This is a genomic window from Adonisia turfae CCMR0081, from assembly GCF_011009555.1.
GTDB lineage: Bacteria > Cyanobacteriota > Cyanobacteriia > Phormidesmidales > Phormidesmidaceae > Leptothoe > Leptothoe turfae.
The window spans coordinates 98229-124238 of the sequence record NZ_QXHD01000001.1; the positions used below are offsets into that span (position 1 = coordinate 98229).

Consider the following 26010-nt stretch of genomic DNA (forward strand, 5'->3'; position numbering starts at 1 on the left):
TGGAGTTTTGTTATAAGATATTTGTGCGTGAGCCGCACACCTATTCGCACGGTCAAGCACAGTAGGCGTGCATCTGGCTCACACTCTCAAACCCTTGTAGTCATAGGATTCAACTTATGAATAGCACAAATCCGCGCACCGTTGCGGACATCCAGTCGCACATGTCTGCACACTACACCGCACAGGAAATCGCAAAATCGCACAATGTAGCGGAGTCCACTGTGCGAACTCGTTGGTTTGACTGGATTCGTCAGGTGGCTCCGGCTGAATTACTAAAGGATGGGCGGGGATATTCTGAGCTGGCTCGGACTCTCTTCGGTGAGTTTGCTGTGGTGAAACTTTGCGATCGCAACCAATGGGTCATCGATACCAAAGCCCGCTACGCCCATGAATGGGAAAGCGCAGGCGTCATCGAAGGCGAGCTAATGCCCGAGGAAGTCGGCAACGTGTTGGCCCTGCGTGAATCCCAGACCAATGAGCTAGAGCTATCCGTTGCTCAGCAGCTGCAGAGTCTTGAGGCATTAATTGACCAGGCCAATACTGCGGAAACCAATCTATCTGAAGCCGACTTAAAAGCTGCCGTTACGCGGGGGCAGCAGCGAGCGGTGATGCTCTATCAGGCAGAGCTACAGGCAGAATTGCAGACCATTAACTCCCTGAAGCAGCGGCGCATGGGGGGCGGCCAGTGACGCGAAATATTGTGGGACTGTTGTGGATTGCGATCGCAACAACCAGCTGCCCAGAAGATCTAAACCAGATTCTACAGCCGCCAGCCGTTGAAGCCGTAGAACCCTCCGCCGTGCCGCCCGCTGGTATTCAACCTTACGGTGTAGACGGTGAGCTGAGCGAGGCAGACATAAAAGCATTGCTATATCTCCAGTTCCCTCAGTCCTATGAGGCTATCTCTGACCGATTTGGCTTCCCAGCCTATCGGGATAGTACGTCTGACTATTACGGATTGCCCAATGGTCGATGGGTGGCGATCCAGTATGCGGGTAAAACTGCAACAGGTCTTAAATTCAGTGATTCAGGCGACTAGGAGCGCGTTAATCTATGGGTAATGCCAAACTATTGGTCGTCATGAAACTGCCAGAGCTAAAGAAGCGAGTGAGACGCACCTGGGACATTCTTAATCGATGTCATGGGATAGTTTTACAACCTGAGAATTTCAATAAGGAAATGGCTACCTTTGGTGATCGCAGGTACAAAAAAACCTGGGTCAACGCTCTGTGCAAGTTCGAGGCCATGTTTGCCTACAAGAGCTGCTTGGACTCTTGGATGTTACTCACTAATACTTTCGCCTTTCGGCCAGAGCGTTGGGATTACGAATATCGTCATCAAATTTTTGAAGAATTCCTTATGTATCCTGACGCTTTGGAGCTAATTAAAAGCGGTCTGGAAGACTTGTTTGATAAGGACTTTGACATCAAAGAGAGAGAAAAAGCAGATGATTTTTTCGGACTTTTGGAAGAACGAGAAGGAGAGGCTGGAGCCCTCGGATTCTCAACTAGACTTGTTGGGCAACTCGAAGGAGCTGCTGCCGCAGCGTAAGCGCTTTGATGGCGCTATGGCGTTTAGACGGTTTACCGATACCATCAAAGCCAATGGTGGTGACGATGAAGCGTATAGACAAGCCGTTATTACTGAAACGGAAGAGCTGTTTGATTGTGAAGTGCGTGAGTTGTATCGGCTTACTGGAGGTAAACCGAATAAACGCCATACTCTTCCCCATGAGGTTCAGCAAGCTTATATGGTAAATGAAACCCTATCAGCGTATGAGCTAGAGCGTATGGAAGGGACCATCGGTGGTGAATCTCAGCAGGAGGTGAACGACCAGATTGATGCTGTGGTTAGGGAGCAGTCTAAGCAGACGCGGAAGTGGTTGCCTTGGGCGAAATGATGGGCGTTGCGATCTCACAACCGCTCTAACGAAGCACTGCAACCTCGTTGTTACCCTAGTTCTAATAAAATAGTACTAACTTGGCCCTGGCATTGCTGGGGCTTTTTCGTGGGTTGCCGATCTCAATTCAAAATAGCTCCTATTGTCGATATCGTTTGACGTTTATTATTTTGGGCATTCTTGACGCTGAAATTCATTCGAGACACTATCGTGCTTAATGTTTGCCATTTGACTGATGATTTCTGTATAGGGAGTTATCTGCAAAAGGATTACTGGTCAGATGACGACTATCCCGACGACAGATATACTGCTTTCATCTTAGAAATCAAGAATTGTCATCAAGAGTCAATTCAAGAAGCGATTAAGCTATTCAGCGATTGTCTGAGCGGTTTTGATGCGGTTGCTGTAGTACCTTCGCATCATGTCAACGGGCAGTTATCTGGCATACGTCAGATTGCGTTGGGATTAGCTCACCGCAGTCAGAAGCAAGATGCGACTGCTTGTCTGCGACGTCATCGCCCTATTCATAAGCTTTCAGAGGATGGTGAGCGCTCAATAGGAGTGCATCTTCAGTCTATTGAGCTAGATCATGCGAATCTCATCAAAGGCAAGCGAGTGCTGCTGCTAGATGATGTTAGGTCTACAGGTCATTCTTTGGCAGCTTGTCAGCAAATATTAAAAGCTGCCAAGCCAAAATCGGTACATCCTTTAGCTCTAGGACAGTCTTATGGCCCTAGTGGTTCTGATCCAGAGAAAAATTACTGCCATGTAGATATCGCTATTCAAGATGAATATCAACAGCAAATTGACGCATGTGATTCTCCAGGTACAGATGATGAAGCCGCTATAGAAGCTCATTTAGAGCGTGTTGAAAACATCGAAATTGCTGCCGATCTAGAGAGAAAAACTCTTGATCAATTACGGTTATTTGCTGGTGTGTGATAGTTCATGCTAGCGAAGCTAGCCTTCGGCCATTGAGCCTCGGCCTAGCCCTGGCAACTGCTAGGCCTTTTTGCTGGGCTGCTGCGCTCTAAAGCGCAGTGATTGTAGCATGGGCCTTTGAATTGGGTTGCATTCTCGTTACAACGTTGTATGTGCATCGTCTATAGGCCTGCGCATTGCCAACAGAATTACCACCACCACAGCCGCTCAAGGTTACCCGTCATCGCGCTGTTCAAGCCAAGCTGCCAGCCTCCGTTATCAAGGCGTTGGAACATTGCGATCTCTATCGTACTCCGTCTGTCAGTGCGCTTGACATGAGTCAGCGGTAGCAATGCAAAGCATTGGGTGAATGGATCGCGTTGTGTTGGTTTTAGCGTTATGCGTTCTGTTCCATTTGAGTTTGTGTCTGGTTTAGCCGCTGAGTTTGGCGCGGTCGAGTGCTGCTGGCGCGAGTCTGAGCGGTCCTTTACGGGCTACGTGGCCGAGTGCTGGTTTGCGCAGCTGCCGTCAGCGTTTGCTACCAAGTGGGCTGCGGTGGTTGGTTACCAGGTGCGGGTGCGTTGTGTGTCGGCTGGGCCTGCGCGGTTTGCGGTGTCGGTGCCGGTGGTGGTGCCTGAGGGGCAGGTGTTGCTACGCGGTGGTCAGCGTGGGGGGCGAGTGCGGGTGCGGTTGGTGCGTTAGTTGGGTTGGGGTTGTGGTCGTGGTTGTAAATTGAGAGCGCAACCCCAATTACCCCAGCTTCTAGCAGTGATTGTGGAAGTCAGGGTATTCTTAATCGCCTATTTTCAATTCTTGTTCTGAGTCAAGACTAGAAGACTTTGGATGAGTGGTTTTATCGGTGCCCCATCGCTTACGTAACTCTTGTACATCCTCTAGGGAGAAGCTACCAGCCTTAGGCTGCTCAGCTTCCGGATCATCTACTTGTTGGATTAGATCTTTGAGTTCACAGTTAAGGATGGCACATAATTTCAAAAATTTAATGATTTGTTCTACCCCTGATTTGCCACTTTCCCAGTTCTGAATAGTGTTTGTCGTAACTCCCACCAAGACGGCAAGTTGGGCTTGTGTCAAACCTGTTAACTCTCTCAGGTCTGCAATCCTTGAAACAGCTTTAGTAGGGTGCGACATACTGCTGACTCCATTGAATGTCCATGCACGGGTAATTAGATTACAGTTATCATGATAAGCGCACCCAAAAAAATAGGTGTGTTTATTGAGTATAGATATTGATGCTTAAGCTGGCAAGCTTTATTAGTTACGCCAGTTCCAATATTCGTCCATCTCACCCTGCTGTAAATACTTGTAATAGGTATTGGGATGAATGCCAGCAGGTACTACCAAGGTGCAACTACTAAAGGGGATAAAACTCTTCTCGGCTTGTGGTTGTGTTAACGAGACAACAGAATCTAGATAGTTTTCTTGTGAATTAGGAAGCTGATAAAGTTCCTCAAAATAATGAGCTGCAAACTGTTGGATGGTTAAGATTGGTCCATCAAAGTTTATATATTTGCTGGGGGAATTGCTGATAATAATGTCAATTCCATCTTTCTGGGCGCAAAATGATTCAATTGCTCCTTCAAAGCTCTGATAATCAGAAGCTATCGCTTGATGAATACAATCAGAAGTAACTTGAATTACTCGATCAAATATAGTGTGAGCTTGTGTGACTAGTTCAGCACCGTCTGTATTGTCATTCAGCTTGGCTCCCAAGAAACGTATGTTCCGGAGAAACACATCTGAAACACATCGTTCTACCTGAGAAAAATTTCCGGGCTGCAACAAGCTGTGAATAGAGCCAATACCGACATTGTCTGCTGGATAAAGGAAAAATTCTAAGCCCAGTTCTGAGTCAATCAACACTTTCATCATTTCTACTTTCTCTCACACCAAAGCGTTTATTAAGACTCATCCCATATCCACTGATCTTAGCACTGCAATCGAAAAACGACATCAAATATAAAACCAATGCTCAACACCTAATTTTTTTGGTATTATTATTAAACGTAAGCGTTTTGGTGATTTATGAAAATATCACTCCTTGGAGCTGTTTTGGTTTTTCTAGTTACGTTCGCTATCGTTGGAACATATTGCTGGAAAGCGCTGAGTCTAGATGACGGAAGTATCCGATTTCGATTGGCAGGCCCTGCTGGTATTGGTTTGGAAGCAGAGCTTGATAAGCGTACTTCTGATGAGGATTAAATGTGTGCAGAGTTCAATGTCAGCAGCTTGATTCAGTTAGCTCAACTCCCAACCCCACAAAAAAGCCCCCACCATATCGGCAGGAGCTCTGGAGAGTGTGTTGTAGGGAAGAGTCTGAGTGGGAAAAGGGTGCCCTGAAAATGAAGCTTTCACAGATTACGGAGTCTGCACCGGGCACCCAATCTTGGGTACCGCAACAGCTCAGTAATCTGTTAGCGGATGGACTTGGTACGAGCATCCAGTGCATCTAGGCGAGTCTCTTGGATGTTGTCAACGGCTTTAGTTTGGTTATTGAGGTGCTCAAGACGTAGCTTGTGAACGCTGTTCTTAGTGCGAGCATCCAACGCATCTAGGCGAGCTTCTTGAATGTTGTCGATAGCCTTAGTGCGAGCGTCTAGGGCGTCTAGGCGAGCAGCTTGGATATCTTCGATAGCCTTGGTTTGGTTGTTGAGGTGCTCAAGGCGTAGTTTGTGGACAGTGTTCTTAGTGCGGGCGTCTAGCGCTTCGAGGCGAGCGGACTGAATGTTGAAGCTAGCAGGCTCAGCGGCGGATGCGATGGGTGCGATCGCAGCGGAGGCAACGAGAACGGTTAAGGCGGAAAGCAGTGTGCGTTTCATGGTTAAAGCTCCTTGGGGCATCAGTGGTTGACTTCATTGATTACAAGAATGCCGGGGGTAGCTGAACGCTATGTGACGGGTAACTGAAAGTTGCTTAAAGGGTTTCTGAGATTGGCTGAGGAATGTTGGTGATGGGGGTCACAAGGTGAATTACGGGTTGCGATCTCAACTCCATTTATTTCGTTGATCCAGTGAATAGATGCAAGATAAAAAACGAATAAGTGTTCAGCTCTTAGTGAAGACCTTCACTAAGAGCTGAACACTAGTTAAGGCAAATCAGCGTACATAGGGATTCACCTGTAGTCGGTGTTTATTGGTTTAAGGCATTCCGATAGGTGCTACCCAGATTGTGGTTACCGGCCACCGTACCCGTTTGCTTTGTAAAGCCTACAGGTACGCCAACATGCTGATAAGTCATATCAGTTAAGCCACCAGTGAATTCTTCAATGGTTTCACGTGCTAGGCCGACAAACTTCTGGAGGGGGCTATTATCTTTGAGCATCTCATCATCCAAAATTAAGGTAGTTGGCAGCGGCACAGCCTGGATTAAGTCTTCGCTATTGATAATTCGGTAAGCCTCTTGAAGTTGTGCGATGGATTGGGAAAAGGCTTCATCACCAACACGGGGGCTAGCAAAGGTATAAAGAATGGGATTTATGCCTACTTTCTTGACAAGGTGAGCGGCTGCGAGGATTGCTAGTCCGGCTCCTAAGCTATGACCAGTAATAAATATGCGTGTTTTTTCGAGTTTGTCCTTGGGATATTGATTGAAATAGGTCTCAATGGTTGTGCGAATTGTTTCCCGGTCACCTTTACCCCTCTTTTTGTTATAGATGCGATAAAAACCATTCCGCACTTGGCCATATTGGTCATTTTCTAGGAATGTCAAAGGGCCAACTCGAAAGTTATTAAACCATTCTGCATTTTCACGTGTTCCACGGAAGACAAGAAATAAGCCATGTGTTCCGCCTTCTAGTTCTCGTTCTGCAATAAATCCGAAAACCTGATCGCGCATGCCCAATCTAGGGAGAGCCCATCTCTCATCAGCACCTTTGTTCATTCGTTCGGATAATTTTTCCCAAACCTTCAGAACATCAGTTTGCAAGACATCGTTAACGTCTTCGAAAAAGTCCTCACCAGATGTTTGAGAGTACCAAAAGTTAGTAACTCGCTTATATGCAAGTCTTGTATCATCAGAGGCTTGATCCCAGGAGGCATTAATCCTTCCATAGTCCTCATCTCGATTATCTCGATATTTATCTAAATTGACTAATGCTGATGACCCTAAAATGGTTTCCTCGTCAGGTGCCCCCAGTTTCTTTCCTTCTGCTCCATGCTTATCCCAAATCTCATATTCGTCGTAAGCAACCATAATGAGATTTGCTAATTCGATGGCACGTTTGCAGTCGAAGTTCGAGTCAGCAGGAGGATGCACCTTTGAAAAATCTAACATGATGTTTAACCTTATTATGTTTGTAAGAAAGCACATCTCGTTTTTGTCTGAACAAAGAAAAAATTTGTTTGAATCAATTCCAATGTGATCTTTGTTCTTCTTGCGTGTGTTCTTGCTCTCGCATAATTGCCATACGATTTCGTCTCATTAGGTGAGATCTGATTTTGTAGCTACCTCAATCTCAGTTTCATATTTGAAATTTTCTGATTTTTTTAGTGACTTGAGAACGATACCCACCAGAACTACAGTATTATTTGATCACTCTGTACTACTAGTTTGATCATCAATAGGGGCTACGTCGTCATCCTTAGCTCTAACTGTTAAAGTCCTGGAAATAATGTTAGGAACAAACTTTTCAGAAAATCCTGCTACAAAGCTCCAGACGAGTAGTTTAGCTAAATCTTTATTTGTATCAGGGTTAACAGATTTTACATAGGCAATCGCGTTTTCGTAATCCTCACCTGCAGCTCGAAATTTTGGAAACAAGTCTCCAGTAAGAATCTCAGCAGTAAAAATCAGGGTCAATAGTATTGCAAAAATGATAGCTACTAGGGATTTCCAGATGATATAAGACATCAGAGAAAAGACATCTTCTTCGGATGTTTCCTGAGCATTTCTGAATGGCTGATTAACGAGTGATCCCGCAAGTGCAGCAGCGATAACAAAGGTTGCTTGTGGATATCTCTGGCCGTCAACTTCATTCACCATGGCAGGTGAAGCCAGAAATGCAATCATACTTACAATAAGCGATGTAAGAAAGAATAGAAGTAAAAACCTTGGAGCATTTCTCCTAAGAAGCTTTGTTAATTGAATTCTCATTGATTTATCTTATCTGAACCTAAGATTAATGTAGGTTTCACTTGTCACTTGATATAGCTATCGCGCTAGTCTGTCTGAACCTACTGAAATTCTGGGTCGTTAACTTCTTTATGCATAGTGACTCTCTCCTAATTTTGTTCAACGTTCTCCTCAAATTGGTTGCCTTAATTTATTAAACGCGATCAACCAATAGCTGCTCCTTATTGGAAAAGGATTTCAGAACTTTCAAGCTATGCGACACTAAGCAAAAGTTTCTCCAGAGCTAGACCGATTAACCTAATCTAGCTTTCCATTTCTTATATGCGTTGGCTAGTTTTCTGTGATATCCGAGCCTTTCATATGCTCTTCCGTTATATCCTCTGGAAAAGTCTCTCCATGCATCAGGGTTAATGGATGGTCTCTGGAGAGCGGGTATGAGTCTATTAGAACGGATATAGTTGAGCATATGGTTCATTTGTTGGGATTCACCCTGATGAGCTTCTATCACAAGCTGTTGAACACTGTCACACCCTGCCGCTTTAAAGTTAAAGCCCATAACCTGACCTAGTCCCCAAGAAGCAGATCTCAATGCTGGAGTAGGATCCCATTTCATTGCATCTAATAGACGTTCCCATTCAGCACTACCACCTCTGTAATACCTACTCGTGTAAGACGGAGTTGCTAGATCTGGGCGATGTCTACTTACAGGCTCTGGCGTTTCCCTGTAGAAAATATGAGCTTCGAACAGAATTTTTGGTCTTGCTGGTGGAGGTTCATGAAGTAAAAAGCCGCTGTTACTTGCTTCGACTTCTAAAACAGCACGTAGGACAGCCACTTCAATTCCAAAGTCTGATGCTGCTTTTTCGATGTCTTTGTCCGAGACGGCTTCTTGCACAAAATCTTTGGGAATCGTGACTATAAACTGCCGATTAGCATACTGAATGGGTGGATATACATACTTGAATTCTGAAATAGGAATTCCTGTAGTAGGGGCTTGGGCTCGTTGATACTCTTTCTCCAGCCAAAGACTCATTTCTTCGCGGGTTGATAAATCGGCTTCCCCCGTTACTTGTCCTGAAAAAGTTCTTGTCACCCTGATCACGTTTCCATTCTGATGACGGTGGTCTCCCATCGACGCCTGTTGAAATAGCCTCAGGGCTGTTCGTGTCGTATCCCCAAACCATCCATCTGTTTCACCGGCAAGAAACCCTAGAGCTGTTAGGTGAGTTTGGAGCTCTACTACATATTTGCCAGGTACATTGGCCTGTTTCCCAAAACGACTAGCCCCTGCAGTATCGATATCGCCGTATTTAAGATTAAGGCGATTGTCATGCAGATAGGAATCAAATAAAGGAGGCAGAGGCGGTGGATTATCTTCTCCATCAGGGATAGGTATTACAGGTGGAGAGACTACAGGAGGAGGAGCATTGGGCGTTGTATCTATACTATCTCCTGAAACAGAGTCTATACTGTCTTCATCGAGAATATGACCAACATTGCCTAAAGCTGAGAGACTAAGCGGCACTGCAAACTTTCCCAGTGAGACGTGCTGAGGTAGGCCTTTCTTGAAATGTACATAAAATGTCAGCCTTGGTTTTGGAGGTAAAAAACCCGTAAAATCTACGCCAAATCCCTCAAAGCGATAGTCTGGATTACCTTTTATATTTCCATTACTCAAGTCAAACGCTGGAGGAAGACTTTTTTCTGAGGCCTTAGAATTGATTGAGTTTACTGCTTTAGTTGAACCTGCTAGTACAGATGTCAAAAATATTATGCCGTTCATATTGAGATCTCTTTTCAATCAATAAAAACATTGAGCAATGGGGAAATGAGCCTACCTCTCCATCCCATCTACTAATACTATTCAAACTCTCTCTTCAATTAAGCAGATTGACATACGAAAATACGCCAATCATTAGTTGCAGAAAAGAGTGTAGTGAATATTGAAAGTGGATATCTGATATGTAGATTTTGTAGTATTTCCGGGAGAATCAACTACATCTTTAGTATATTTTCCAAATTGCTGGGTCATACTTTTGAATTCCTCCCGTTTCAACACCTAAATACCCAAAACCTCACCCCGTGGAGTACCACCGGCTGCTACCTCATTCAGATCTAACCGCTTCAAGAAAAGCCGTTGTGCCCGTGTACTCACACCGGCATGTCTCAGTTTCGCTCGTCCCTCGCTAGTGGCCACCCTCCGCCCTCTACGCCACAGGCTACCACAGCGCATCTATGGCCTGACGTACACTTGAGATCGCATCGACAAAGGCTATCAATGCTTATTGTGGCTATGACGATAATCCAGCATATGGAACCCTATAGCCTTTCTTCTATTCAAGCAGCCCCAATTCTTCCGCATTCTCAATATCGACTTCAATGAAACAGTAGTACATATCGGCTTCAGAATCCGCATAGCTCAATAGCAAATCAATTTGCCGTCTGAGGTCGTCTAGGTCGCTATGGGTGAACCTCAGCAGGTAATCATTGCCACCAAGGTCTTGTTCTCGTAGGCCGTAGTTCTGAAGGCAGTACTGTTCGATGGTTTGCCTCACCTGCTTTGCGTAACGAGCAACAAACTTACTATGGCCTTGTACATGAAGGTAGAGAGCCACTTCAGTGACGATCAAAGGCTGGGTATCGTTGGCTGTGTCGTCCATCCAGGGAAGTGCCTATATCTTTTGGGTCAATACGGTTTAAGGATATCGAGGTTTGGCAGCGGTGGGGGGCGATGGCGAAGCCGCTCCAGCAAAGCATCGCAACCTGGCAGCTAGGTTACCTACTTAGCTGCATCGCCCCGAGTAATGTTTTAGGCTGGATGAATAGTACTAACTTGGCCCTGGCCGTCGCTGGGGCTTTTTGCTGGGCCGCTGCGCCCTAATGCGCAGTGATTGTAGCATGGGCCTTTGAATTGGGTTGCGATCGCAAATTTGGTCTCCCAATCATCTTTTCTAAAGCTCCCCACATTTTAAGTGTTCAACGCTAGAATCGCTTTAAGTTATGCGGGTATGGCAGGTGCCATCCTAAAAGCTTGGGTATAAAGATTCTACGGGAAGGTTTCAGTGACTGCTTAACAGTACGCAATGGGTTCCTGTCTTTTGTCAGTATGAAGGAATGGAATTGGTCCTTGTTCTTCGTCAACATTAAGGAGGCGCTTATGAACGCATCTGTTAATCATTTGATTTTTGGTATGTGTGGGTTGGCATTACTGCAGGGAAGGATTACCCAGGCGTACTGAGAGCAGTGCTGAAGTTGGAACATGAGTCTTCCAAGAGCTAATGCCAAGAGGGTTCGATTCCCTCTACCTGCACTATTTGATCAAAGGGTGTTTGTATTGCTGGTATTCCCATAGATCTACTCCCACCCAAAGGAATTACCCCCACCACAGCTGCCCAATTTTACCCGTCCAGGCAGCGCGTCAAGCCAAGCTGCCATCCTCCGTTATCAAGGCGTTGGAACGTTGAGATCGCAATCGTACTCCGTCTGTCAGTGCGCTTGACATGAGTCAGCGGTAGCAATGCAAAGCATTGGGTGAATGGATCGCGTTGCGTTGGTTTTAGCGTTATGCGTTCTGTTCCATTTGAGTTTGTGTCTGGTTTAGCGGCTGAGTTTGGCGCGGTCGAGTGCTGCTGGCGCGAGTCTGAGCGCTCGTTTACTGGCTACGTGGCCGAGTGCTGGTTTGGCTTTTTGCCTAGCTTTTTCGCTCAGCGTTGGGCGGCGGTGGTTGGTTACTCGGTCCTGGTGCGGTCAGTGTCCAGTGGGCCTGGCCGCTTCATGGTTTCGGTGCCGGTCACGGTGCCTCAGGGGTCCATTCGGTTGTCTGGCGGCCAGCGGGGTGGGCGTGTTCGGGTGGTTGTTCATCCGCCGTCTAGTTACTAGCGGTGTGGGGCTTCGGCCCCTTTTTTTGAGGTCTGAATTTATAAGACAGGTGTTGCTACGGGGGGCAGCTTGCGGGGGCGGTTGGTGCGTTAGTTGGGGAGTACTATTTCTGATTCTTACTTTTAAGAGTCTGTCGAGTTTTCTCAAGTGCAGCACTATCAATCCATTCCTCCATGGGTCTGAGTCTGTATTTTGTCGTGCTACCTTGTCGTTTTTCTTCGCTAATCAATCCTGCTTCGCACAGAAATCTTAAAGAGTATCTGACTTTTCGAGGGCTCATTTTACAGACAGTGGCCATGTCGCTCACTTTTGAAAAACAGACACGGTGCCGTCCTGCTCTGCGAGCTACGTGACTATAAACTCTAAATTCATAGGGATCAAGTCCATAATCATCTAGCTCCCTGTGCAGGTTCATAGGAGAACGATACTTATTCTCCGTAGTCTTAGCTTCTGATGAAGCCTGATTTTCTTTGAGAATATCTTCCATTTTTCTTGGTCTAATAAGCCTTTTGCCTACTATGTTTCTTCGATCACCCTGGTAATTTCTCCTCACTTAAAAGCTTAATTATCTTATTTGAGCTTTACATTAAGGGGATACATTAGGTAATTTACATGATTCCTGAAACTCTTTTGTATAAATGCTTTTGCTTGTGATTAATCCTGTATTTAAACTGCACACAGTGCATTCCCCTTGGCACTAGAAGACCACCAATACTAGAATAGCAAACATATCAGGATCAGGCATACAGGGGAGCAAAAAAAGCAGCGCTGATGCTCCAACACCAGCGCTGCTTCTATGGCAACCAGTTTCCCTCGATTAGAAACTAGGTTGCACCTGATATTTGGCCCACAGTTATCGATGAACAAATGGACACTGAATTATGACTATTCTAACAGAACCACCTTCTTCAGAGGCTCAGCCCAGCTCCTTGATTGGGCGCAAGATCGTTTCTACTGTTTTGGGGATTGGTATCACTCTTGGATCAGGACTATATTTAGGCATTACACAAGGTCTATCGACGAGCATTAATAACCAAGCACGGACTCAACCTAAGGTTAGTCGAGCTGATTATGAAAGAATCAAACTTGACATGACACAGGCCGAAGTTGAAGCAATCTTAAATCCTGGTATTGAAGTTCGGCGTTCGAAAGATTCCAATTGGCTTATATGGGAGAATTCTGACCAATCAAAAATTGAGGCAGAGTTCCATGATGGAGTTCTTGTTTACAAGGAGCAGTCGGGCTTGAAATAAAGACACTCACCTTAGGATCATGTATTGTTCAGTTGAAACCCTACAAAAAAGCCCCCACCATATTGGCAGAGGCTTAGAGTGTGTTTAGGGAGAGTCTGAGTGGGAAAAGGGTGCCCTGGGAATGAAGCATTTCACAGATTAACGGAGTCTGCACCGGGCACCCAAGCTTGGGTACCGCAACAGCTCAGCAATCTGTTAGCGGATTGACTTAGTACGAGCATCCAATGCGTCCAAACGAGCGGCTTGAATATCCTCAATGGCTTTAGTTTGGTTATTGAGGTGCTCCAGACGTAGCTTGTGAACGCTGTTCTTAGTGCGAGCATCGAGGGCGTCTAAGCGAGCCGCTTGAATGTTGTCGACAGCTTTAGTGCGGGCGTCTAGAGCATCTAAGCGAGTGGCTTGGATATCTTCGATGGCCTTGGTTTGGTTATTGAGGTGCTCAAGGCGTAGTTTGTGGACGGAATTCTTAGTACGAGCGTCAAGCGCTTCGAGGCGAGCGGATTGAATATTGAAGCTAGCGGGCTCAGCGGCGGATGCGATGGGTGCAATGGCAGCGGAAGCAACGAGAACAGTTAAAGCGGAAAGAAGTGTGCGTTTCATGGTTAAAGCTCCTTGGGGCATCAGTGATTGACTTCATTGATTACAAGAATGCGGGAGCTACCTGAATGCTATCTGACGGGTAACTGAGGGTTGCTTAAGGGGTTTCTGAATTTGGCTGAGTAAGTTGGGTGATGAGGGTCACAGGGGTTGTTAATCTAAACAGTTTAGTATCTCTCAAGTATGGCGGAGATTCTAGAGCAATGTGAGCAAAAATCTCCAATTATGAACTCTACAATCGAATCGGGTTGGTGATTAGGCTTGTTTACACTAATAACAAAAATGTGTTCTCCTTTATTACCAACTCTAAAATTCGACAAATCAGAAATTCGATGCTTGATCTTATTAAGAAGTCTTTCCATCTTTAATGGTTGACCCTTGAAAGGAAGTGAGCCATTTCCTGGACCGACGGTAACGAGTGCCTCTTGCTGAGCTCGTGTAACTGATGAAGAAGCTAGACCACAGAACTTTCGTAGCTCTTGAGCCAAATCTGAACCCTTAAAATTGCCTATAGTCTTTGCATCATCTCTAGCGCGTAGAATGTCATTTACAATGTGATCAAGATGTACCATCGCTTCCATGCTCGCATCTGAGGCTTGATCTAATTCTGGAGGATTTCTTTGCCAAGCATCGAGGAAAACGGCAGAGGAATCCTCCAGTTGCTGAATAGACGTACGAATTGCTGTCAAACGATTTGTAATCTTTCCTGAAAGGGCAGAATTACGTGAAAGAAAAATTTTTTTACCCATATCTTCGCTACTTTACCTAATTCCTTATAGCTACTACTTAACTTCTCAGTAAACTACTCATAGCTATGAGATACATCTACCTTGACGCAACACCAACTTTCAAAGCCGCATTCCGTGGATTACCACCGAATACTACTCAATCTACATTTAGCACGTTAGGAAAAAAGCTGTTGTGCCCTTGTACTCACATCGGCACGTTTCAGTTTCGCTCGTTCCTCACTAGTGGGCCACAGCCAAGACATTGAGTGGTTGCCCGCTTGTTTGTTTGTGCGTCCGCTCCGCTCCCCGCACTATTGGTGTCGTTGGGCTCTTTTTTGTTTGCCGCCCTGCGACCCTTTACGCCACCGCCGAATAGGCTACCGCACCGCGCCCATTGATCAAGGGCCGCTGCGCTCTCCGCATTCGCTACGCCCTTGACAACGGGTCCCCACGCTGGTGCGGTTCCATGTGGCTGCGTGGCGTGCGGTGCTCGGGCGGGTCTTGGCTGTGGCCGTTGGTAGGGCTTCTCCTAAAAAACAATTTGGTGCCCTGTGATAAACTTGCTGACCCTATGGGGAGGGGCACCCACGAGCATACAATCGAGTGGGGCGGAGACCCGCGTAGGGTCAGCGAAGCGATTCTACGTGGGTCTCTGCCGCTAGTGGCTACCAGGGTAGATAGTTTCCAGCTGTTAGACTCCCATGGCTCTCCGGTCTGGGCACCCACCCCAGCAGCTCCACCGCGCACCCACCGACCAGCAACGCCGCATACTGCCCCCGATCGCTAGCTACTGCCTTACACCGCCATCCCTGTGCCCGTAGCCACGTAGCCAGCCCATAGGGCAGCGGTGCAGGTACGGCGAGCACTACGCCGCAGGCGACACCGTCGCGGTGTGGGCGTGCCCATGGGCACGCGTTGAGGATGTCAGGTTTGGGCGTTAGTTCTAGTTGTTGCATTGCTTCTGTTGTTGTTGGTCAGCCTATGAGGGGAACCGTTTAAGATTGTTTCCCCTCTTCTTCAGGTTGCTGTTCTCTCCCAGTGGCTTTTCTATAGCGTGGGTCGTGTCCTGTTTCCCTGGGCTGTGTGCGCCCCTAGCTGTGGCCTTTGGCTAGGGTGGGTTTTCAGTTCGCCGTTGCGTCTGCTGCCGTTGTTTGGTTACTGCCTGCTAGCAAGGCTCTGGCCGTTTCTCCGGTCGGTTTCCTGGTGTCTTCTGTGCTTAGTTATCGCTGCTCCGTCTTTGTAGGGTTTCCGCCCTAGCTCGCCGGTTTCTGTTTAGGTCCGCCTTATGGCTGCGTTTCTGTTTAGCGCCCCGAGTCTCACGCGATGTTCTAAGTCCCCTGCGTTAATACTATTGTACCATTTTTAGCGCTAAAAATGGTACAATAAAAGAGTTAAAGGAGAGTTTTAGAGATGTCTGTGATTATTGTATATCAATGGTTTTAGATGTTTCTTGAGTTTGATAAAAACTCTCTTTGGGTGAGTTGTGTATAGGTGGAATGATCTGGTTGCACCCAGATCATTCCGTGCACATCTTGCCTACCAATCTACGAAAAGGAAACAAGATGCACGAGTTAGATTTTAGTACCTGCCAGGAACGGCGGGAAAAACAGGATGTGGCAGAAGCTGAAGAATGGGGCTTTGCCATGCTGGAGCTGGCGGAGCTGGTGAAGCGCTGGGGAAAGCAAGCCATCGCAAACGAACTAGCTAAGTTACCAGACACCTCACCGATGCAGCATCAGCCTCTATGCGCTCAGTGCGTCAACTGGCGGCCACCGCGACCTATTCCACTATCCAATGGCACCACCCATATGAGCTTGGGGTTATGTGAGCTACGAGCGGCTAGCGACCTGGCGCAGCTGCCTCAACACTACGCGGGTAAGTGCAGTTTTTACGAACCTGATACGCCGTTTTAGAAGCCTTTGCACCTACGCGGGAGTGGTGCCCCGCTGTTCGCCACATCAACTACAAGACTATGACTGCATTAGCAACAACCTCAGCAACCGTCTGGCAATGGGCCAAGTTAAAATTCGATCCATCTGAACCGCGTACGTCTAACCCTGAGTGGCAGGCGCAGCATGGGGTGTTAGTGGTGTTTACCGATGGTCAGGAACACCGCATCTACTACAATCCTGGCGTGCTATCGCTGTTGAAGCGAGGGGATACGGTGCTTTGTCATTACCGTCGTGGTAAATGGCGGATGGCGGCGGAGCAACCACCAGAACTTATCCAAAAATTGGAGCAGCGCCGGATTGACTCGCCTGCTCATAGTGAGTTTGATCCGGTACCGCAGGCTCCCAGCGTTTCAGCGGTGCCCTCAGCGCCGCCAGCTGCTCCCGCACCGGCTAAGCAGCCGACGAGTCGTGATGTGGCCGAAATCGTGGATATCTTTCAGGAGTTGAAGGCAGCGTTGCCAGAGGCGCAGGAAACGACGATACGGGCGTTTTCGAGCACGTTGTTTATGCAGCGGCGGAAGGAGGAGCCGGAGTTTTAAGAATCGTTTGCGGCCTTGACAATGGCTCAGGGCTGCGCCATCAGATACCCTTACCCTTCGCTCTCTTCTCTCTTCTCCTGCAAGCATGAATGGTGAAGTCAACCGACCAATCCCCCACTAGTGCATTGAATCCCAAGGCAGAGCGGCTCACAACCCCTTGTGATAGAGTGTTGCCTTGAATTCAATGCACGGAACTGAAACGTGAGCTTTGCGAACAACAACTCACGTCACGAGAACAGAAAGTTGGGATATGAAAGATTAAGTTTTAGCCCAGGTTTCGCACTTTATCTGCAATCAACTCCAGGGTTTGACAGAGTTCTAGATAATCCATGTTTTTAACTGCCTCTTCCACTGCAGTGCAGCTAGTCGCAACGACTTTGATGTCTTTTGTATTCAGCAAGTATTGTGCCAGCGCAGCTTTTTCGAGTAGCGAAAGCTGGTCAATGCGTTGGTAAATCTCTGTGATAGATTGTTCGCGATTTTCTCCAGTAACGTTCTGAATCCTCTTTCTAGCCAAATCACCCATGAAAACTTTGCACCCTACAAATACATATGGGTAAATATGCGGAATTATGCAGAAATGGGGGATTGAGAGATTACGGATTCTTGACTGTGTTCTGGAACACCTTGAGTTTCTTTCAGACGACCTGCTAGGAGTCCCAACATGGTCGCAATGGCGGGAGGGTTTAAGTCATCAACAAAGACTTTCAGGAATAGAAACTGCTTTGCATCTGGTGGTAAAGCTTTGATTAGCTTTTCTAGGCTGTCAGTTCGAATATCACTACCATTCCGAAAGTTGCTAACCGTAGCTTCTCGAACACCTGCGTTGACAGCAACGGCCTTGCCAGTTAAGCCGAATTCTTTCAACGTCAAATCAAATGCTTTTGAAAAATTCATACGGTTACGCTTTAAAGTAATCGACTAGTGTATGATTACTATCAACTTTTAGAATAGGACTATAAATTACTGTAGAAAGTAATTTATGACTCTATTATGCCATCTTTGTCAAATAGGCTTCCTCATTTTTCAAGGATCTGGTCCAAAAGTTAAAACCCCACCTCCGGCCAGAGATGGGGCAAATGCTTGGATGCATTACTGCGGTCAAGCACCAATTAAATTACCTGTGCATATTCTATGGCAAAAATACGTAATTCTTCCAGTCCCCCGGAAGAAAGTTCGCGCTATGTGCTTTTTGATGAAGCAACGGTTAACCGTTTGATCGATGCAAAGTTAACCGCTGCTCAGTACCGTACAGTCCTTTATTTCTCCCTAGTAGATCCCTTTGGCAATCGGTTTGTAGATACCGGCGGCAAAATGGCCAGGCAACGCTTAGGGATTAGCAAGTCAACTTACTACGAGGCTCTAGCCGTTCTAGAACGTGAGCAGCTCTTTGAATTTGAGGACGTATCTTTACGAGTCAGAAGCAGAATTGGCAGTAAAGCGCCCGAAAAATGCTTCAGCGAAAAAATAGTCCGAAAAATTAAACCTAAGTCCGAAATTTCGGAAAATCGTCCAGAAAATCAAACTTTAGTTCAAGAAATCGGAACGCAGTCCGAAATTTCGGAAAACCAATCGCTGAAACCTTCTGACATCAAGGACTCTAAGCCTTCTCAATATCATTCAATAGATCTCAATCAAAGTCAGAATAATTCAGTAAGAGAGAGAAACAGTCAAATTCCAATTTTTGAAATAGAGCCAGATTACAAAGATTGGTTGCTTGCTAAGGCCAGTCGATTTCCAGACCCGCCAGCACTTCGGGAACTGTGGTTAGAGAAACAGAGCGTAAATCCTGCTAATTTGCGTGAATACGATGCATGGCAATCGGTACAGCAGCAAATAGATCCCCTTCCGCCGCCGTGTTCCCCAGAGCAGTCTGAGTCGGAAGACGAAAGCATCGCCGCGCGGCTAGCACGCTATCAGCGTCAGTGGGCTGTAGTGCCCATGCGTAAAGGGATGCAAAATGCGATCGCAAATCATCCCGAATGGCACATCGACATTGGCCCCGATGGCCCCCGCTGGAAACCTACTCCCCCAGAACAGATTGCTGCGCCAGATCCGGAGCCCGAACCCTCAGCAGACCAGGTATTGCATCGTCTAAAAAACGCCATTGAAACGCAAGGGTCCATTACGCCGCAGCTGCAGGCCGACGCTGAACGCTGCCATATCGATATTCCGCAGCTCCAGGCAGAATGGGAGTTAGCAGCCAGCCCACCGGGCCATGCTGACGACCAAATGCGGCAAGCGGGGTGATGGTATGAATCTATCTCCAGACAATGTGAAACAGCTATGGGAAGCAGAGCATTACACCCCCAAGGGCTATCTGTATCATTTGCTGTTGGCCCATCGCCCCCCAGGCGAGCCGTGGAAAATCGAGAGTGTGCCTGAGTTCTGCCAACGCTGGAATTTCCCCGAGCGCCAGTTTTATAAAGCCAAAGCAGCGCTGATCGCCGACGACTTGATCGATGAAACGATCACCGACTGTGTTGAGCTAACCGTTCTTTCTCTCGATATCTCGGAGTTGTCCATGCCTGCGTTAGGCGAGTTAATCGCTGAAACGCTGGATGCTCATCCAGGGCCGACGACCGGCAACAGTGAATGGGCGACCTGGTACGACGAAGCGCGGCGGCGGGGCTTAGTGCTAGCGTCTCAACGTCAGGGTGACACGACGCTTGTATGTCTGGTGGATGAACGGTGGGCACCGTTTGAGCAGTTGCGATCGCAATCGTGGGACGAGCTAGAAGCCCAGCTACAGCCAATGATGGTGGAATCTGTTGCCGAAGCGACGGAGCTAACGCCAGAGCAACAAAAGATTCTAGCGGCGATGTCTCGGTTAACAGGAGGATAGAACGATGCCGATGGATCGCAGTCTCTATCCTGACAACTGGGATGAGCTAGCCCTAGCCATCAAAACCGAAGCCCACTGGTGCTGTACCGAATGCGGGCGGCCCTGCCGCCGCCCTGGCGAAACGCGAGAGGCGGCTATCTTTCGGCTAACGTTGACCGAGCATCCTACGGTGGCAGAGCTGTGGGAGCCGAGCGGCGCTGATGCGGTGGTGTCTAAGCTGGGGCGATTTACGTTGACGGTGGCGCATCTCGATCATCAGCCTGGAAATTGCGATCGCACCAACCTAAAAGCTCTCTGTGCTCCTTGCCATGGTACGTATGACCTCAAGCAAATGGGTCGTAAGCGTGTGCTCAAGGCAGAACGAGCGGGGCAGCTGCGGATCGATGATGCTCTGAACGGTACGCAGCTGGCGTTGTTACCGGAGCCGGTGGTCTATCAGCGTCTAGATCCACGTTCTGGGGGACGGCGGACGGTGGTGCGGAAGCCGCTAGATGCGGTGGGGAGTAAGCGGAAGCATCGGGCTCCCGGTAACGCCTCAGGCTGGATTGAGGAGCGGATGGGTAACCGGAAGCGGGCGAACCCGAGTGTGAGTTATTACTACCGGTGGGATAGCCATAAAGGCCGGGTGAGCGAGTATATACGGGCGAGTCAGGTGACGCGGGTGGCGGGGCTGATTGAGGCGGAGCGGCCTGCGTTGGAAATTTTGCGGGTAGTGGTGGACGGAAAACGAAAACTTTCAGCGGTTTCAGCGGAATTGCTGGGTAAATAACCCAAAATCCTATCAGGAGAAGCATCAATTAGACTTGATGGCCTAATCCATTGTGTGCGAATGGTGTGGATATGGAGTGAGCATGTGAAAGCTGCTGAAGTATTGCGGCTTTATAAAGCCGGTGAGAGAAACTTCAAGGGGGTCAACCTTAAAGGTCAAAATTTTAAAGGCAAAGACTTATCAGGAGTAGATTTTAGCGGGGCTGATATCCGTAGTACGAACTTCACCAATGCAAATTTAACCAATGCTAACTTTACCCAAGCTAAAGCAGGGTTGCAGGGGTGTCGAGCTATTGGATTAGTGGTTTTATCCTGGGCTGCATCAGGGATTTCCGCCCCTTTTATCGCTTCTGCAAGCTATTTTTTAATGAGAATTTTCTCTGGTTATGATTTTGTTGAAGTCCAAGTAATGAGATTGGTTCTTCTGGTAGCTTTGTTTGTATATCTCTTTGTGACTGTTCGTCAGGGGATAGTTATAGGTGCTTTCTTGTTTGCATTTTTAGTTACGCCTGCAGTTGCCGTCATCACTGGAATTGTAACTACAATCCAGGTCGGAAATCCGGCTGGCTATATGACTGAAATCGTAAACATAGCTATATTGATGCTTGCTGTTGTAGTTGGAGTTTTAAATGTTGTCACAGCTACAATCGCAATCTCGATCGCAAATGCCATCGCAGGTATAGGTGCGGTTGTAATAGGATCTCTATCGGCATGTGTAGGCATAGGAATGGCTATACGCGTGGCTGTAGGCATAGATGTTCCCTTGTACGAAATTATAGTTGTGGTCTCAGTCTCAGTCATGGCTACGTTGCTAAGCACGTACTTTGGTTGGCAAGCTTTGAACAGCAATCAGCGAGATGCTTGGATACCGTCTTTTGCAATTGCATTTGCTGCTATTGGGGGTACTAGTTTTCGAGAGGCGACGCTAACCAATGCTAATTTCTCTCAGGCATGCCTTAAAAGCACTGACTTCAGGCGATCAGTCTTACTTCGTACTCGTTGGCGAGAAGCCATAAAACTAGACCGTGTGCGTCCAGGAGAGACCTATCTCAACAACTCTAAAATTCGTGAGTTAGTCCTAACGGGGAATGGCCAGGGGCAGTCCTACGAAAATCTCCTCAATCTCGCAGGCATTAACTTACGAGGAGCTAACCTGGTTGATGCTGACTTCTCCGGTTCTAATCTTAAGAATGGAGCGATGCAAGGAGCCAACCTTGCCAATACCAGTTTTATTGGTACTAACCTCAACTGTGCTTATCTGCAAGATGCAGACTTATCCAATGCCAAATTAGCCCAAGCCCAGCTCGACGAGGCTGACTTAACGGGCTCCACGCTCACCGGAGCCTGTATCGAAGACTGGAACGTCACCACCCGCACCAAACTTAACGGCATTCGCTGCGACTACGTCTTTATGCGTCTGCTCTCCGACCGCAGACCCGACCAAAACCCCCACCGCAAACCCGACGACTGGAACAAGACCTTTGCCGATGGTGAGTTTGTTGACTTTATTGCTCCCATGATCGAAACCCTCGACCTGTACCACAACCAGGCCGTAGATCCCCGTGCCGTCGCCATTGCCTTTAGCGACCTACGCCAACAAAACCCCAATGCCGACCTCGAAATCATCTCCATGGAGAAACGAGGTCAGAACCTAGATAAGTTCAACCTTCGAGTCCGCACTAGTCCCCAGGCCGACCTCTCCCAACTCCACCATCAATACTTCGACCGCTATGAGCATCTATTAACCCTGCCTCCCCAGGCCCTGATAGCGCTTCTGATGGAGAAAGAGGAGAAGTCCCAGATGTTAGCCGGGATGATCGGCACCGCCATCAGTCGCCCCGGCACCCATATCAACACTTACCAAAACCAAGGAGATACTACCGTGTCTGAGCAAGGATCTAACGCCTCTAAATATAATCTCAGCAATGCCCAGTTTGCCGGAGGCTTCGCCGAAACTGTCCAAGGCAATATGGAAGGTGGCACTATCAACAACCAAGCTGCTGAAAAAACATCCCTTGCCAAAGCCGCCGCCGAAATCCAAGCCTTACTCAAACAGCTAGAGCAAACCGCCCCAGCCGAGACTATGACTGAAAAAATGACCCTGGCAACCCAAGCCATTGCCCAAATTGAATCCAACCCCACATTTAAGCAGCGTGCCGTTGTTGCCCTTTCCGCTGGTGGCATGAAAGCCTTTGAAAAGGCAATTGATCACCCCGTCGCCGCTTTCGTTGTAGGGGCGATTGAGGAGTGGAAGAAGTCGTAGGCGAGTCTGATTGAGGCGGAGCGGTCTGCGTTGGAAATTTTGAAGGTTGTTGTTGAAGGAAAGCGAAAAGTTTCGGGTGTGATGTCTGAGTTGCTGAGGTGAGGAAGGAGTGTGGAAGCTGCTGAGGTATTGAGACGTTACAAAATAGGTGAAAGAGGCTTCCAGGGCGTGAGCCTCAGGGGACAAAATTTTAAGGGGCAGAATCTAGCAGGAGCCGATTTCAGTAGAACGGATATCCGTAGTGCTAACTTTACTAACGCCAATCTCTCAGGTGCCATCTTTCAAGGAGCTAAGGCTGGCCTTCAACGTCGTTGGGTTATTGGGCTGTTGCTAGGCCTCTTACTTCTACTTCTGTTACTTTTACTTTTGTTTTCTAACGTATCCTCAATCTTTTCAGAGTTGCTAGCTTATTCTGCATTTCGTTTAACTTATTTTGAAAATCAGGTTGCTGGCTACTTTTCACTAGCCGCTTTATTGCTATTTGGATTTGTCCTATTCCGTAGAGGAATATTAGTAGGCTCCCTTGTCTTCATCGTAGCCTTTTGCTCAGCTGGAACCTTCGCTGGATTCGTATCCCTCGCTTTAGTCTTTGTATCCGACGCCGTAACTGAAGTCGTATCCGACGCCATAGTCATAGCTGTAGTCCCGTCCGTAGCCATAGTTGCAGTCATAGCCATAACTGTAGTTGCATCCGTAGCTATAGCTACAGCTATAGCCATAGTTACGGGGCTGGTCATGGCTATGGCTATGGTCATAATCATAACTGCGGTCGTAGTTGTAGCTATATCCGTAACCGTAGCTATACTCGAACCCATGGTTGTAGCTACAGCTATAGCTATGGGCATAGTCGTAGCCTTGACGTTGTTGAGTGCCTATATTGGCTGGCGCGCCCTTCGGGGCGATCCGCGAGATGCGTGGATTCGTTCGGTGGCGGTAGCGGTGGCGGCTATTGGCGGCACTAGCTTTCGTGGAGCCACGCTTATAGATGTAGATTTTTCTAGGGCTTATCTCAAAAGTACTGATTTCCGTCGTGCATTACTTCGTCATACCCGCTGGCGTGATGTAAACAAGCTTGACTGTGTTCGTCCCGGTGAGACATATCTCAGTTATGCCAGTGTTAGAGATCTAGTACTCACTGGTGCTGGTCAGGGACAATCATATCGTGAATTATCTAATCTTGTCGGTCTCAACCTTCATGGCTTTAACCTTGTTGAAGCTGATTTTTCTGGATGTAATTTAGAAGGTGCTGATCTAAGCTGGGCGAATCTCAAGGGAGTAAACCTGAGTGACGTAAACCTTAATGAAGTTAATCTGATCGGGATTGACCTGAGTTGTGCCAATCTCAGTGGATTGGACTTCAGTCGTTTTGACTTAAGTTGTGCCAGTCTGCGTGAAGCGAATTTAAGTCGGACTCAGATGCTGGGCACCAAATTTAAAGAAACTATTTTGACAGGCGCATGTTTAGAAAATTGGAATATCAACAGTGATACTAACTTTGAGAGTGTTATCTGCGACTATGTCTACCTTAAAGCCGATCAACAAGAACGTCGTCCTAGAGAAGGCAACTTCAATCCAGGTGAGTTTGCTTCTTTATTTCAAAAGGCTGTCGATACAGTAGATCTCATCTTCAAAGACGGTATTGATTGGCAAGCCTTTTTCCAATCTTTTCAAGACCTCCGCAGTCGGTACGCTGACCAAGACCTCTCTATCCAAGCTATCGAAAAGAAACGTGATGGGGCGTTTGTTGTCCGTGTAGAAGTCCCACCAGAGGTTGATAAAACTGTTATTGAGAGTCAAGCAAAAGAACTCTATGCTTCTGAGGTTAAGGCTTTGGAAGCTCAGTATGAAGAACGTTTGCGATTGCAAGGACAACATCTTGAGGATGCACGTCAGACAATTGAAGTTGAACGTCGAGATAAAGCAACATTAATGGCGGTAATGTCCACTATGGCCAGCACTCAGCAAGGGCCAAAGTACGATCTGCGAGGTTCCCGATTCGCAGGCGGCTTCGCCGAAACCGTCCAAGGTCACCAAGTCGGCGGCACCGTTAACAACGCCGCCGCTGAAGTATCCTCCCTTGCCGAAGCTGCTGCTGAAATCCAAAACCTACTCAAGCAGCTAGAAGCATCTAATCCTAATGCGACCGAGGCAGACCAAACAGCTTACTTGAATGCGTTGATTCCGCCAACGCGGCGGGATCGGTTTGTTGGGGCGTTGAAGGCGGCTAGCGGAGCTTCGATAGAGGAGGTGCCGTATGGGGCGGTGCTGAAGGCGTTGGTTGAAGGGTGGCAGAGGGCGGATGGGTAGGGTTGTTCGAGAAGAGAAAGTCTCGGGTGTGTCGGCTGAGTTGTTGAGGTGAGGGTGATTGAGTGGCGAATGAGGAGCATCTAAAACAGATTAAGCAGGGTCAGGAGCAATGGAATCAGTGGAGAGAGAAAAAAACTGATATTGAACCTAACCTGAATTCTGCTGACCTGGGGGCTGCTGATCTGAGTGGAGCTGACCTAAGTGGAGTCGACTTAGGTGAAGCCAACCTAAGTGAAGCCAACCTAAGTGAAGCCAACCTAAGTGGAGCCAACCTGTATGAAGCCAGCCTAAGTGGAGCCAACCTGTATGGAGCCAACCTGTATGGAGCCAACCTAAGTGAAGCCGACCTAAGTGAAGCCAATCTAAGTGGAGCCAACCTGCGTAGAGTCAAGCTACTTGAAGCCAGCCTGCGTAGAGCTAACTTAAGTAAAGCCGACTTCTTTAGAACCAACCTAAGTGGAGCCGATCTGCGTGGAGCTAACTTAAGTGGAGCCGACTTCTTTAGAACCAACCTAAGTGGAGCCGATCTGCGTGGAGCTAACTTAAGTGGAGCCGATCTGCGTGGAGCTAACTTAAGTGGAGCCAAACTGCATGGAGTCAACCTAAGTGGTATTGATTTGATTGACGCTGACCTAAGTGGAGCCAACCTGTATGGAGCCGACCTGAGTGGAACCGACCTGAGTGGAGTCAACTTGTGTAGAGCCAACCTAAGTAATGTTGATTTGAGTAATGTTGATTTGAGTAGTGTTGTTGATTTGCGAGAAGTCACGCTGCGTCGAGCTAATTTAAAAGGTTTTAATTGGAGTATTTTTAACCTGAGTGGAGCTGACCTGAGTGGAGCCGACCTGAGTGGAGCTGACCTGAGTGGAGCTGACCTGAGTGGAGCTGACCTGAGTTTTGTGAATCTGAGTGGAACGCATCTGGGCAAAGCTAATTTGAGTTCAGCAAATTTGAGCGGTGTTGATCTGAG

The 26010-nt window shown here is 47.6% G+C and carries 33 protein-coding genes and 1 pseudogene; 20 read left to right on the forward strand and 14 right to left on the reverse strand.

Annotated elements, in window-relative coordinates; genetic code table 11:
* Positions 1-116 precede the first annotated feature (116 nt).
* From DXZ20_RS00505 to DXZ20_RS00535, 7 genes are all read left to right on the forward strand, one after another.
* Entirely contained in the window at positions 117-689 is a 573-nt protein-coding gene (locus DXZ20_RS00505) for a hypothetical protein (RefSeq protein ID WP_163695583.1), read from the forward strand.
* Positions 686-1039 (forward strand): hypothetical protein, encoded by a 354-nt coding sequence (locus DXZ20_RS00510; protein WP_163695586.1) that lies wholly within the window; start codon positions 686-688, stop codon positions 1037-1039. Before DXZ20_RS00505 ends, DXZ20_RS00510 begins: the two co-directional genes overlap by 4 nt.
* Before the next feature lie 14 nt (positions 1040-1053).
* Positions 1054-1551, forward strand: coding sequence for a hypothetical protein (locus tag DXZ20_RS00515; protein ID WP_163695316.1), 498 nt, complete (start codon positions 1054-1056; stop codon positions 1549-1551).
* On the forward strand, positions 1517-1900 hold the full coding sequence (locus DXZ20_RS00520; RefSeq protein WP_250565521.1) for a hypothetical protein: 384 nt from the start codon (positions 1517-1519) through the stop codon (positions 1898-1900). Before DXZ20_RS00515 ends, DXZ20_RS00520 begins: the two co-directional genes overlap by 35 nt.
* A 210-nt stretch (positions 1901-2110) precedes the next feature.
* Positions 2111-2842, forward strand: coding sequence for a phosphoribosyltransferase family protein (locus tag DXZ20_RS00525; RefSeq protein WP_163695592.1), 732 nt, complete (start codon positions 2111-2113; stop codon positions 2840-2842).
* Positions 2843-3018: 176 nt separating this feature from the next.
* Entirely contained in the window at positions 3019-3171 is a 153-nt protein-coding gene (locus DXZ20_RS00530) for a hypothetical protein (RefSeq protein WP_163695594.1), read from the forward strand.
* Positions 3172-3220: 49 nt separating this feature from the next.
* Positions 3221-3523, forward strand: a complete 303-nt coding sequence (locus tag DXZ20_RS00535) for a hypothetical protein (RefSeq protein WP_163695598.1) — start codon at positions 3221-3223, stop codon at positions 3521-3523.
* 90 nt (positions 3524-3613) lie between these two features.
* Here DXZ20_RS00535 and DXZ20_RS00540 read toward each other — a convergent pair whose 3' ends face one another.
* Complete coding sequence (locus DXZ20_RS00540) at positions 3614-3970, reverse strand: helix-turn-helix domain-containing protein (protein ID WP_163695601.1); 357 nt, start codon at positions 3968-3970, stop codon at positions 3614-3616.
* Between the two features lie 123 nt (positions 3971-4093).
* The gene (locus DXZ20_RS00545) at positions 4094-4711 is read right to left on the reverse strand and encodes a hypothetical protein (protein ID WP_163695603.1); all 618 of its coding nucleotides are present in this window, start codon (positions 4709-4711) and stop codon (positions 4094-4096) included.
* Between the two features lie 153 nt (positions 4712-4864).
* On the opposite strand from DXZ20_RS00545, the gene DXZ20_RS00550 reads away from it, so the two are divergent.
* Positions 4865-5041 carry a hypothetical protein gene (locus DXZ20_RS00550; protein ID WP_163695605.1) on the forward strand — a complete coding sequence of 59 codons (177 nt, stop codon included), beginning with the start codon at positions 4865-4867 and terminating at the stop codon, positions 5039-5041.
* A gap of 212 nt (positions 5042-5253) precedes the next feature.
* On the opposite strand, the gene DXZ20_RS00555 is transcribed toward DXZ20_RS00550, so the two are convergent.
* From DXZ20_RS00555 to DXZ20_RS00580, 6 genes are all read right to left on the reverse strand, one after another.
* Positions 5254-5658: a hypothetical protein gene (locus DXZ20_RS00555; protein ID WP_163695608.1), complete on the reverse strand. Its 405-nt coding sequence runs from the start codon at positions 5656-5658 to the stop codon at positions 5254-5256.
* 310 nt (positions 5659-5968) lie between these two features.
* Positions 5969-7111: a lipase family protein gene (locus DXZ20_RS00560; RefSeq protein ID WP_163695611.1), complete on the reverse strand. Its 1143-nt coding sequence runs from the start codon at positions 7109-7111 to the stop codon at positions 5969-5971.
* A 258-nt stretch (positions 7112-7369) separates the two neighbouring features.
* Positions 7370-7846: a hypothetical protein gene (locus tag DXZ20_RS00565; RefSeq protein WP_163695615.1), complete on the reverse strand. Its 477-nt coding sequence runs from the start codon at positions 7844-7846 to the stop codon at positions 7370-7372.
* 355 nt (positions 7847-8201) lie between these two features.
* Positions 8202-9692, reverse strand: coding sequence for an N-acetylmuramidase family protein (locus DXZ20_RS00570; RefSeq protein WP_163695618.1), 1491 nt, complete (start codon positions 9690-9692; stop codon positions 8202-8204).
* A gap of 276 nt (positions 9693-9968) precedes the next feature.
* The gene (locus tag DXZ20_RS00575) at positions 9969-10106 is read right to left on the reverse strand and encodes a hypothetical protein (RefSeq protein ID WP_163695621.1); all 138 of its coding nucleotides are present in this window, start codon (positions 10104-10106) and stop codon (positions 9969-9971) included.
* Between the two features lie 136 nt (positions 10107-10242).
* Complete coding sequence (locus DXZ20_RS00580) at positions 10243-10569, reverse strand: hypothetical protein (RefSeq protein WP_163695624.1); 327 nt, start codon at positions 10567-10569, stop codon at positions 10243-10245.
* Positions 10570-10577: 8 nt separating this feature from the next.
* Between DXZ20_RS00580 and DXZ20_RS00585 the strand changes: the two genes are divergently transcribed.
* Both DXZ20_RS00585 and DXZ20_RS00590 read left to right on the forward strand, forming a co-directional pair.
* Entirely contained in the window at positions 10578-10790 is a 213-nt protein-coding gene (locus DXZ20_RS00585) for a hypothetical protein (protein ID WP_163695627.1), read from the forward strand.
* A 683-nt stretch (positions 10791-11473) separates the two neighbouring features.
* The gene (locus DXZ20_RS00590; protein ID WP_163695629.1) at positions 11474-11788 is read left to right on the forward strand and encodes a hypothetical protein; all 315 of its coding nucleotides are present in this window, start codon (positions 11474-11476) and stop codon (positions 11786-11788) included.
* A gap of 103 nt (positions 11789-11891) precedes the next feature.
* Here the strand turns inward: DXZ20_RS00590 and DXZ20_RS00595 are convergent, their stop codons facing one another.
* On the reverse strand, positions 11892-12275 hold the full coding sequence (locus DXZ20_RS00595; protein ID WP_163695632.1) for a helix-turn-helix domain-containing protein: 384 nt from the start codon (positions 12273-12275) through the stop codon (positions 11892-11894).
* A gap of 394 nt (positions 12276-12669) precedes the next feature.
* On the opposite strand from DXZ20_RS00595, the gene DXZ20_RS00600 reads away from it, so the two are divergent.
* Complete coding sequence (locus DXZ20_RS00600; protein WP_163695634.1) at positions 12670-13041, forward strand: hypothetical protein; 372 nt, start codon at positions 12670-12672, stop codon at positions 13039-13041.
* Positions 13042-13236: 195 nt separating this feature from the next.
* On the opposite strand, the gene DXZ20_RS00605 is transcribed toward DXZ20_RS00600, so the two are convergent.
* The 3 genes from DXZ20_RS00605 to DXZ20_RS00615 form a co-directional block, all read right to left on the reverse strand.
* Positions 13237-13641, reverse strand: coding sequence for a hypothetical protein (locus tag DXZ20_RS00605; RefSeq protein ID WP_163695638.1), 405 nt, complete (start codon positions 13639-13641; stop codon positions 13237-13239).
* Positions 13642-13805: 164 nt separating this feature from the next.
* Positions 13806-14387 (reverse strand): hypothetical protein, encoded by a 582-nt coding sequence (locus DXZ20_RS00610; protein WP_250565522.1) that lies wholly within the window; start codon positions 14385-14387, stop codon positions 13806-13808.
* 644 nt (positions 14388-15031) lie between these two features.
* Positions 15032-15322: a hypothetical protein gene (locus DXZ20_RS00615; RefSeq protein ID WP_163695641.1), complete on the reverse strand. Its 291-nt coding sequence runs from the start codon at positions 15320-15322 to the stop codon at positions 15032-15034.
* A gap of 606 nt (positions 15323-15928) precedes the next feature.
* On the opposite strand from DXZ20_RS00615, the gene DXZ20_RS00620 reads away from it, so the two are divergent.
* Positions 15929-16279 (forward strand): hypothetical protein, encoded by a 351-nt coding sequence (locus DXZ20_RS00620; protein ID WP_163695646.1) that lies wholly within the window; start codon positions 15929-15931, stop codon positions 16277-16279.
* A 59-nt stretch (positions 16280-16338) separates the two neighbouring features.
* Positions 16339-16857 carry a hypothetical protein gene (locus DXZ20_RS00625; protein WP_163695649.1) on the forward strand — a complete coding sequence of 173 codons (519 nt, stop codon included), beginning with the start codon at positions 16339-16341 and terminating at the stop codon, positions 16855-16857.
* Positions 16858-17122: 265 nt separating this feature from the next.
* Here the strand turns inward: DXZ20_RS00625 and DXZ20_RS00630 are convergent, their stop codons facing one another.
* On the reverse strand, positions 17123-17383 hold the full coding sequence (locus DXZ20_RS00630) for a hypothetical protein (protein WP_006513463.1): 261 nt from the start codon (positions 17381-17383) through the stop codon (positions 17123-17125).
* A 44-nt stretch (positions 17384-17427) separates the two neighbouring features.
* Positions 17428-17754, reverse strand: coding sequence for a helix-turn-helix domain-containing protein (locus DXZ20_RS00635; protein WP_006513462.1), 327 nt, complete (start codon positions 17752-17754; stop codon positions 17428-17430).
* A gap of 237 nt (positions 17755-17991) precedes the next feature.
* On the opposite strand from DXZ20_RS00635, the gene DXZ20_RS00640 reads away from it, so the two are divergent.
* The 7 genes and pseudogenes from DXZ20_RS00640 to DXZ20_RS00665 form a co-directional block, all read left to right on the forward strand.
* Entirely contained in the window at positions 17992-19107 is a 1116-nt protein-coding gene (locus DXZ20_RS00640) for a hypothetical protein (RefSeq protein ID WP_163695651.1), read from the forward strand.
* Positions 19076-19702, forward strand: a complete 627-nt coding sequence (locus DXZ20_RS00645; RefSeq protein ID WP_163695653.1) for a hypothetical protein — start codon at positions 19076-19078, stop codon at positions 19700-19702. The genes DXZ20_RS00640 and DXZ20_RS00645 overlap by 32 nt, the downstream gene beginning before the upstream one ends.
* A gap of 4 nt (positions 19703-19706) precedes the next feature.
* Positions 19707-20471, forward strand: a complete 765-nt coding sequence (locus DXZ20_RS00650; RefSeq protein ID WP_163695656.1) for a hypothetical protein — start codon at positions 19707-19709, stop codon at positions 20469-20471.
* Between the two features lie 60 nt (positions 20472-20531).
* A complete protein-coding gene (locus DXZ20_RS00655) occupies positions 20532-22733 on the forward strand; it encodes a pentapeptide repeat-containing protein (RefSeq protein ID WP_250565523.1) in 2202 nt (733 codons plus the stop codon).
* Positions 22734-22901: 168 nt separating this feature from the next.
* Positions 22902-23009 (forward strand): annotated as a pseudogene (locus DXZ20_RS38655) (pentapeptide repeat-containing protein); the annotation flags it as partial.
* A 561-nt stretch (positions 23010-23570) separates the two neighbouring features.
* Positions 23571-25040, forward strand: a complete 1470-nt coding sequence (locus DXZ20_RS00660) for a pentapeptide repeat-containing protein (protein WP_250565524.1) — start codon at positions 23571-23573, stop codon at positions 25038-25040.
* A 62-nt stretch (positions 25041-25102) separates the two neighbouring features.
* Positions 25103-26010: pentapeptide repeat-containing protein (locus DXZ20_RS00665; RefSeq protein ID WP_348918529.1), on the forward strand; the 908-nt coding region annotated here is incomplete at its 3' end.

Excerpts from the sequence above, each read along its gene's own strand:
- DXZ20_RS00570 (WP_163695618.1), bottom strand. The coding sequence starts at position 9,692 with ATGAACGGCATAATATTTTTGACATCTGTACTAGCAGGTTCAACTAAA.
- DXZ20_RS00535 (WP_163695598.1), top strand. The coding sequence starts at position 3,221 with ATGCGTTCTGTTCCATTTGAGTTTGTGTCTGGTTTAGCCGCTGAGTTT.
- DXZ20_RS00555 (WP_163695608.1), bottom strand. The coding sequence starts at position 5,658 with ATGAAACGCACACTGCTTTCCGCCTTAACCGTTCTCGTTGCCTCCGCT.
- DXZ20_RS00630 (WP_006513463.1), bottom strand. The coding sequence starts at position 17,383 with ATGGGTGATTTGGCTAGAAAGAGGATTCAGAACGTTACTGGAGAAAAT.
- DXZ20_RS00590 (WP_163695629.1), top strand. The coding sequence starts at position 11,474 with ATGCGTTCTGTTCCATTTGAGTTTGTGTCTGGTTTAGCGGCTGAGTTT.
- DXZ20_RS00595 (WP_163695632.1), bottom strand. The coding sequence starts at position 12,275 with ATGGAAGATATTCTCAAAGAAAATCAGGCTTCATCAGAAGCTAAGACT.
- DXZ20_RS00650 (WP_163695656.1), top strand. The coding sequence starts at position 19,707 with ATGCCGATGGATCGCAGTCTCTATCCTGACAACTGGGATGAGCTAGCC.
- DXZ20_RS00620 (WP_163695646.1), top strand. The coding sequence starts at position 15,929 with ATGCACGAGTTAGATTTTAGTACCTGCCAGGAACGGCGGGAAAAACAG.
- DXZ20_RS00565 (WP_163695615.1), bottom strand. The coding sequence starts at position 7,846 with ATGATTGCATTTCTGGCTTCACCTGCCATGGTGAATGAAGTTGACGGC.
- DXZ20_RS00545 (WP_163695603.1), bottom strand. The coding sequence starts at position 4,711 with ATGATGAAAGTGTTGATTGACTCAGAACTGGGCTTAGAATTTTTCCTT.
- DXZ20_RS00610 (WP_250565522.1), bottom strand. The coding sequence starts at position 14,387 with ATGGGTAAAAAAATTTTTCTTTCACGTAATTCTGCCCTTTCAGGAAAG.
- DXZ20_RS00640 (WP_163695651.1), top strand. The coding sequence starts at position 17,992 with ATGGCAAAAATACGTAATTCTTCCAGTCCCCCGGAAGAAAGTTCGCGC.
- DXZ20_RS00655 (WP_250565523.1), top strand. The coding sequence starts at position 20,532 with ATGGTGTGGATATGGAGTGAGCATGTGAAAGCTGCTGAAGTATTGCGG.
- DXZ20_RS00505 (WP_163695583.1), top strand. The coding sequence starts at position 117 with ATGAATAGCACAAATCCGCGCACCGTTGCGGACATCCAGTCGCACATG.
- DXZ20_RS00580 (WP_163695624.1), bottom strand. The coding sequence starts at position 10,569 with ATGGACGACACAGCCAACGATACCCAGCCTTTGATCGTCACTGAAGTG.
- DXZ20_RS00550 (WP_163695605.1), top strand. The coding sequence starts at position 4,865 with ATGAAAATATCACTCCTTGGAGCTGTTTTGGTTTTTCTAGTTACGTTC.
- DXZ20_RS00635 (WP_006513462.1), bottom strand. The coding sequence starts at position 17,754 with ATGAATTTTTCAAAAGCATTTGATTTGACGTTGAAAGAATTCGGCTTA.
- DXZ20_RS00660 (WP_250565524.1), top strand. The coding sequence starts at position 23,571 with ATGGGCATAGTCGTAGCCTTGACGTTGTTGAGTGCCTATATTGGCTGG.
- DXZ20_RS00540 (WP_163695601.1), bottom strand. The coding sequence starts at position 3,970 with ATGTCGCACCCTACTAAAGCTGTTTCAAGGATTGCAGACCTGAGAGAG.
- DXZ20_RS00560 (WP_163695611.1), bottom strand. The coding sequence starts at position 7,111 with ATGTTAGATTTTTCAAAGGTGCATCCTCCTGCTGACTCGAACTTCGAC.
- DXZ20_RS00625 (WP_163695649.1), top strand. The coding sequence starts at position 16,339 with ATGACTGCATTAGCAACAACCTCAGCAACCGTCTGGCAATGGGCCAAG.
- DXZ20_RS00605 (WP_163695638.1), bottom strand. The coding sequence starts at position 13,641 with ATGAAACGCACACTTCTTTCCGCTTTAACTGTTCTCGTTGCTTCCGCT.
- DXZ20_RS00515 (WP_163695316.1), top strand. The coding sequence starts at position 1,054 with ATGGGTAATGCCAAACTATTGGTCGTCATGAAACTGCCAGAGCTAAAG.
- DXZ20_RS00600 (WP_163695634.1), top strand. The coding sequence starts at position 12,670 with ATGACTATTCTAACAGAACCACCTTCTTCAGAGGCTCAGCCCAGCTCC.
- DXZ20_RS00645 (WP_163695653.1), top strand. The coding sequence starts at position 19,076 with ATGCTGACGACCAAATGCGGCAAGCGGGGTGATGGTATGAATCTATCT.
- DXZ20_RS00615 (WP_163695641.1), bottom strand. The coding sequence starts at position 15,322 with ATGCAACAACTAGAACTAACGCCCAAACCTGACATCCTCAACGCGTGC.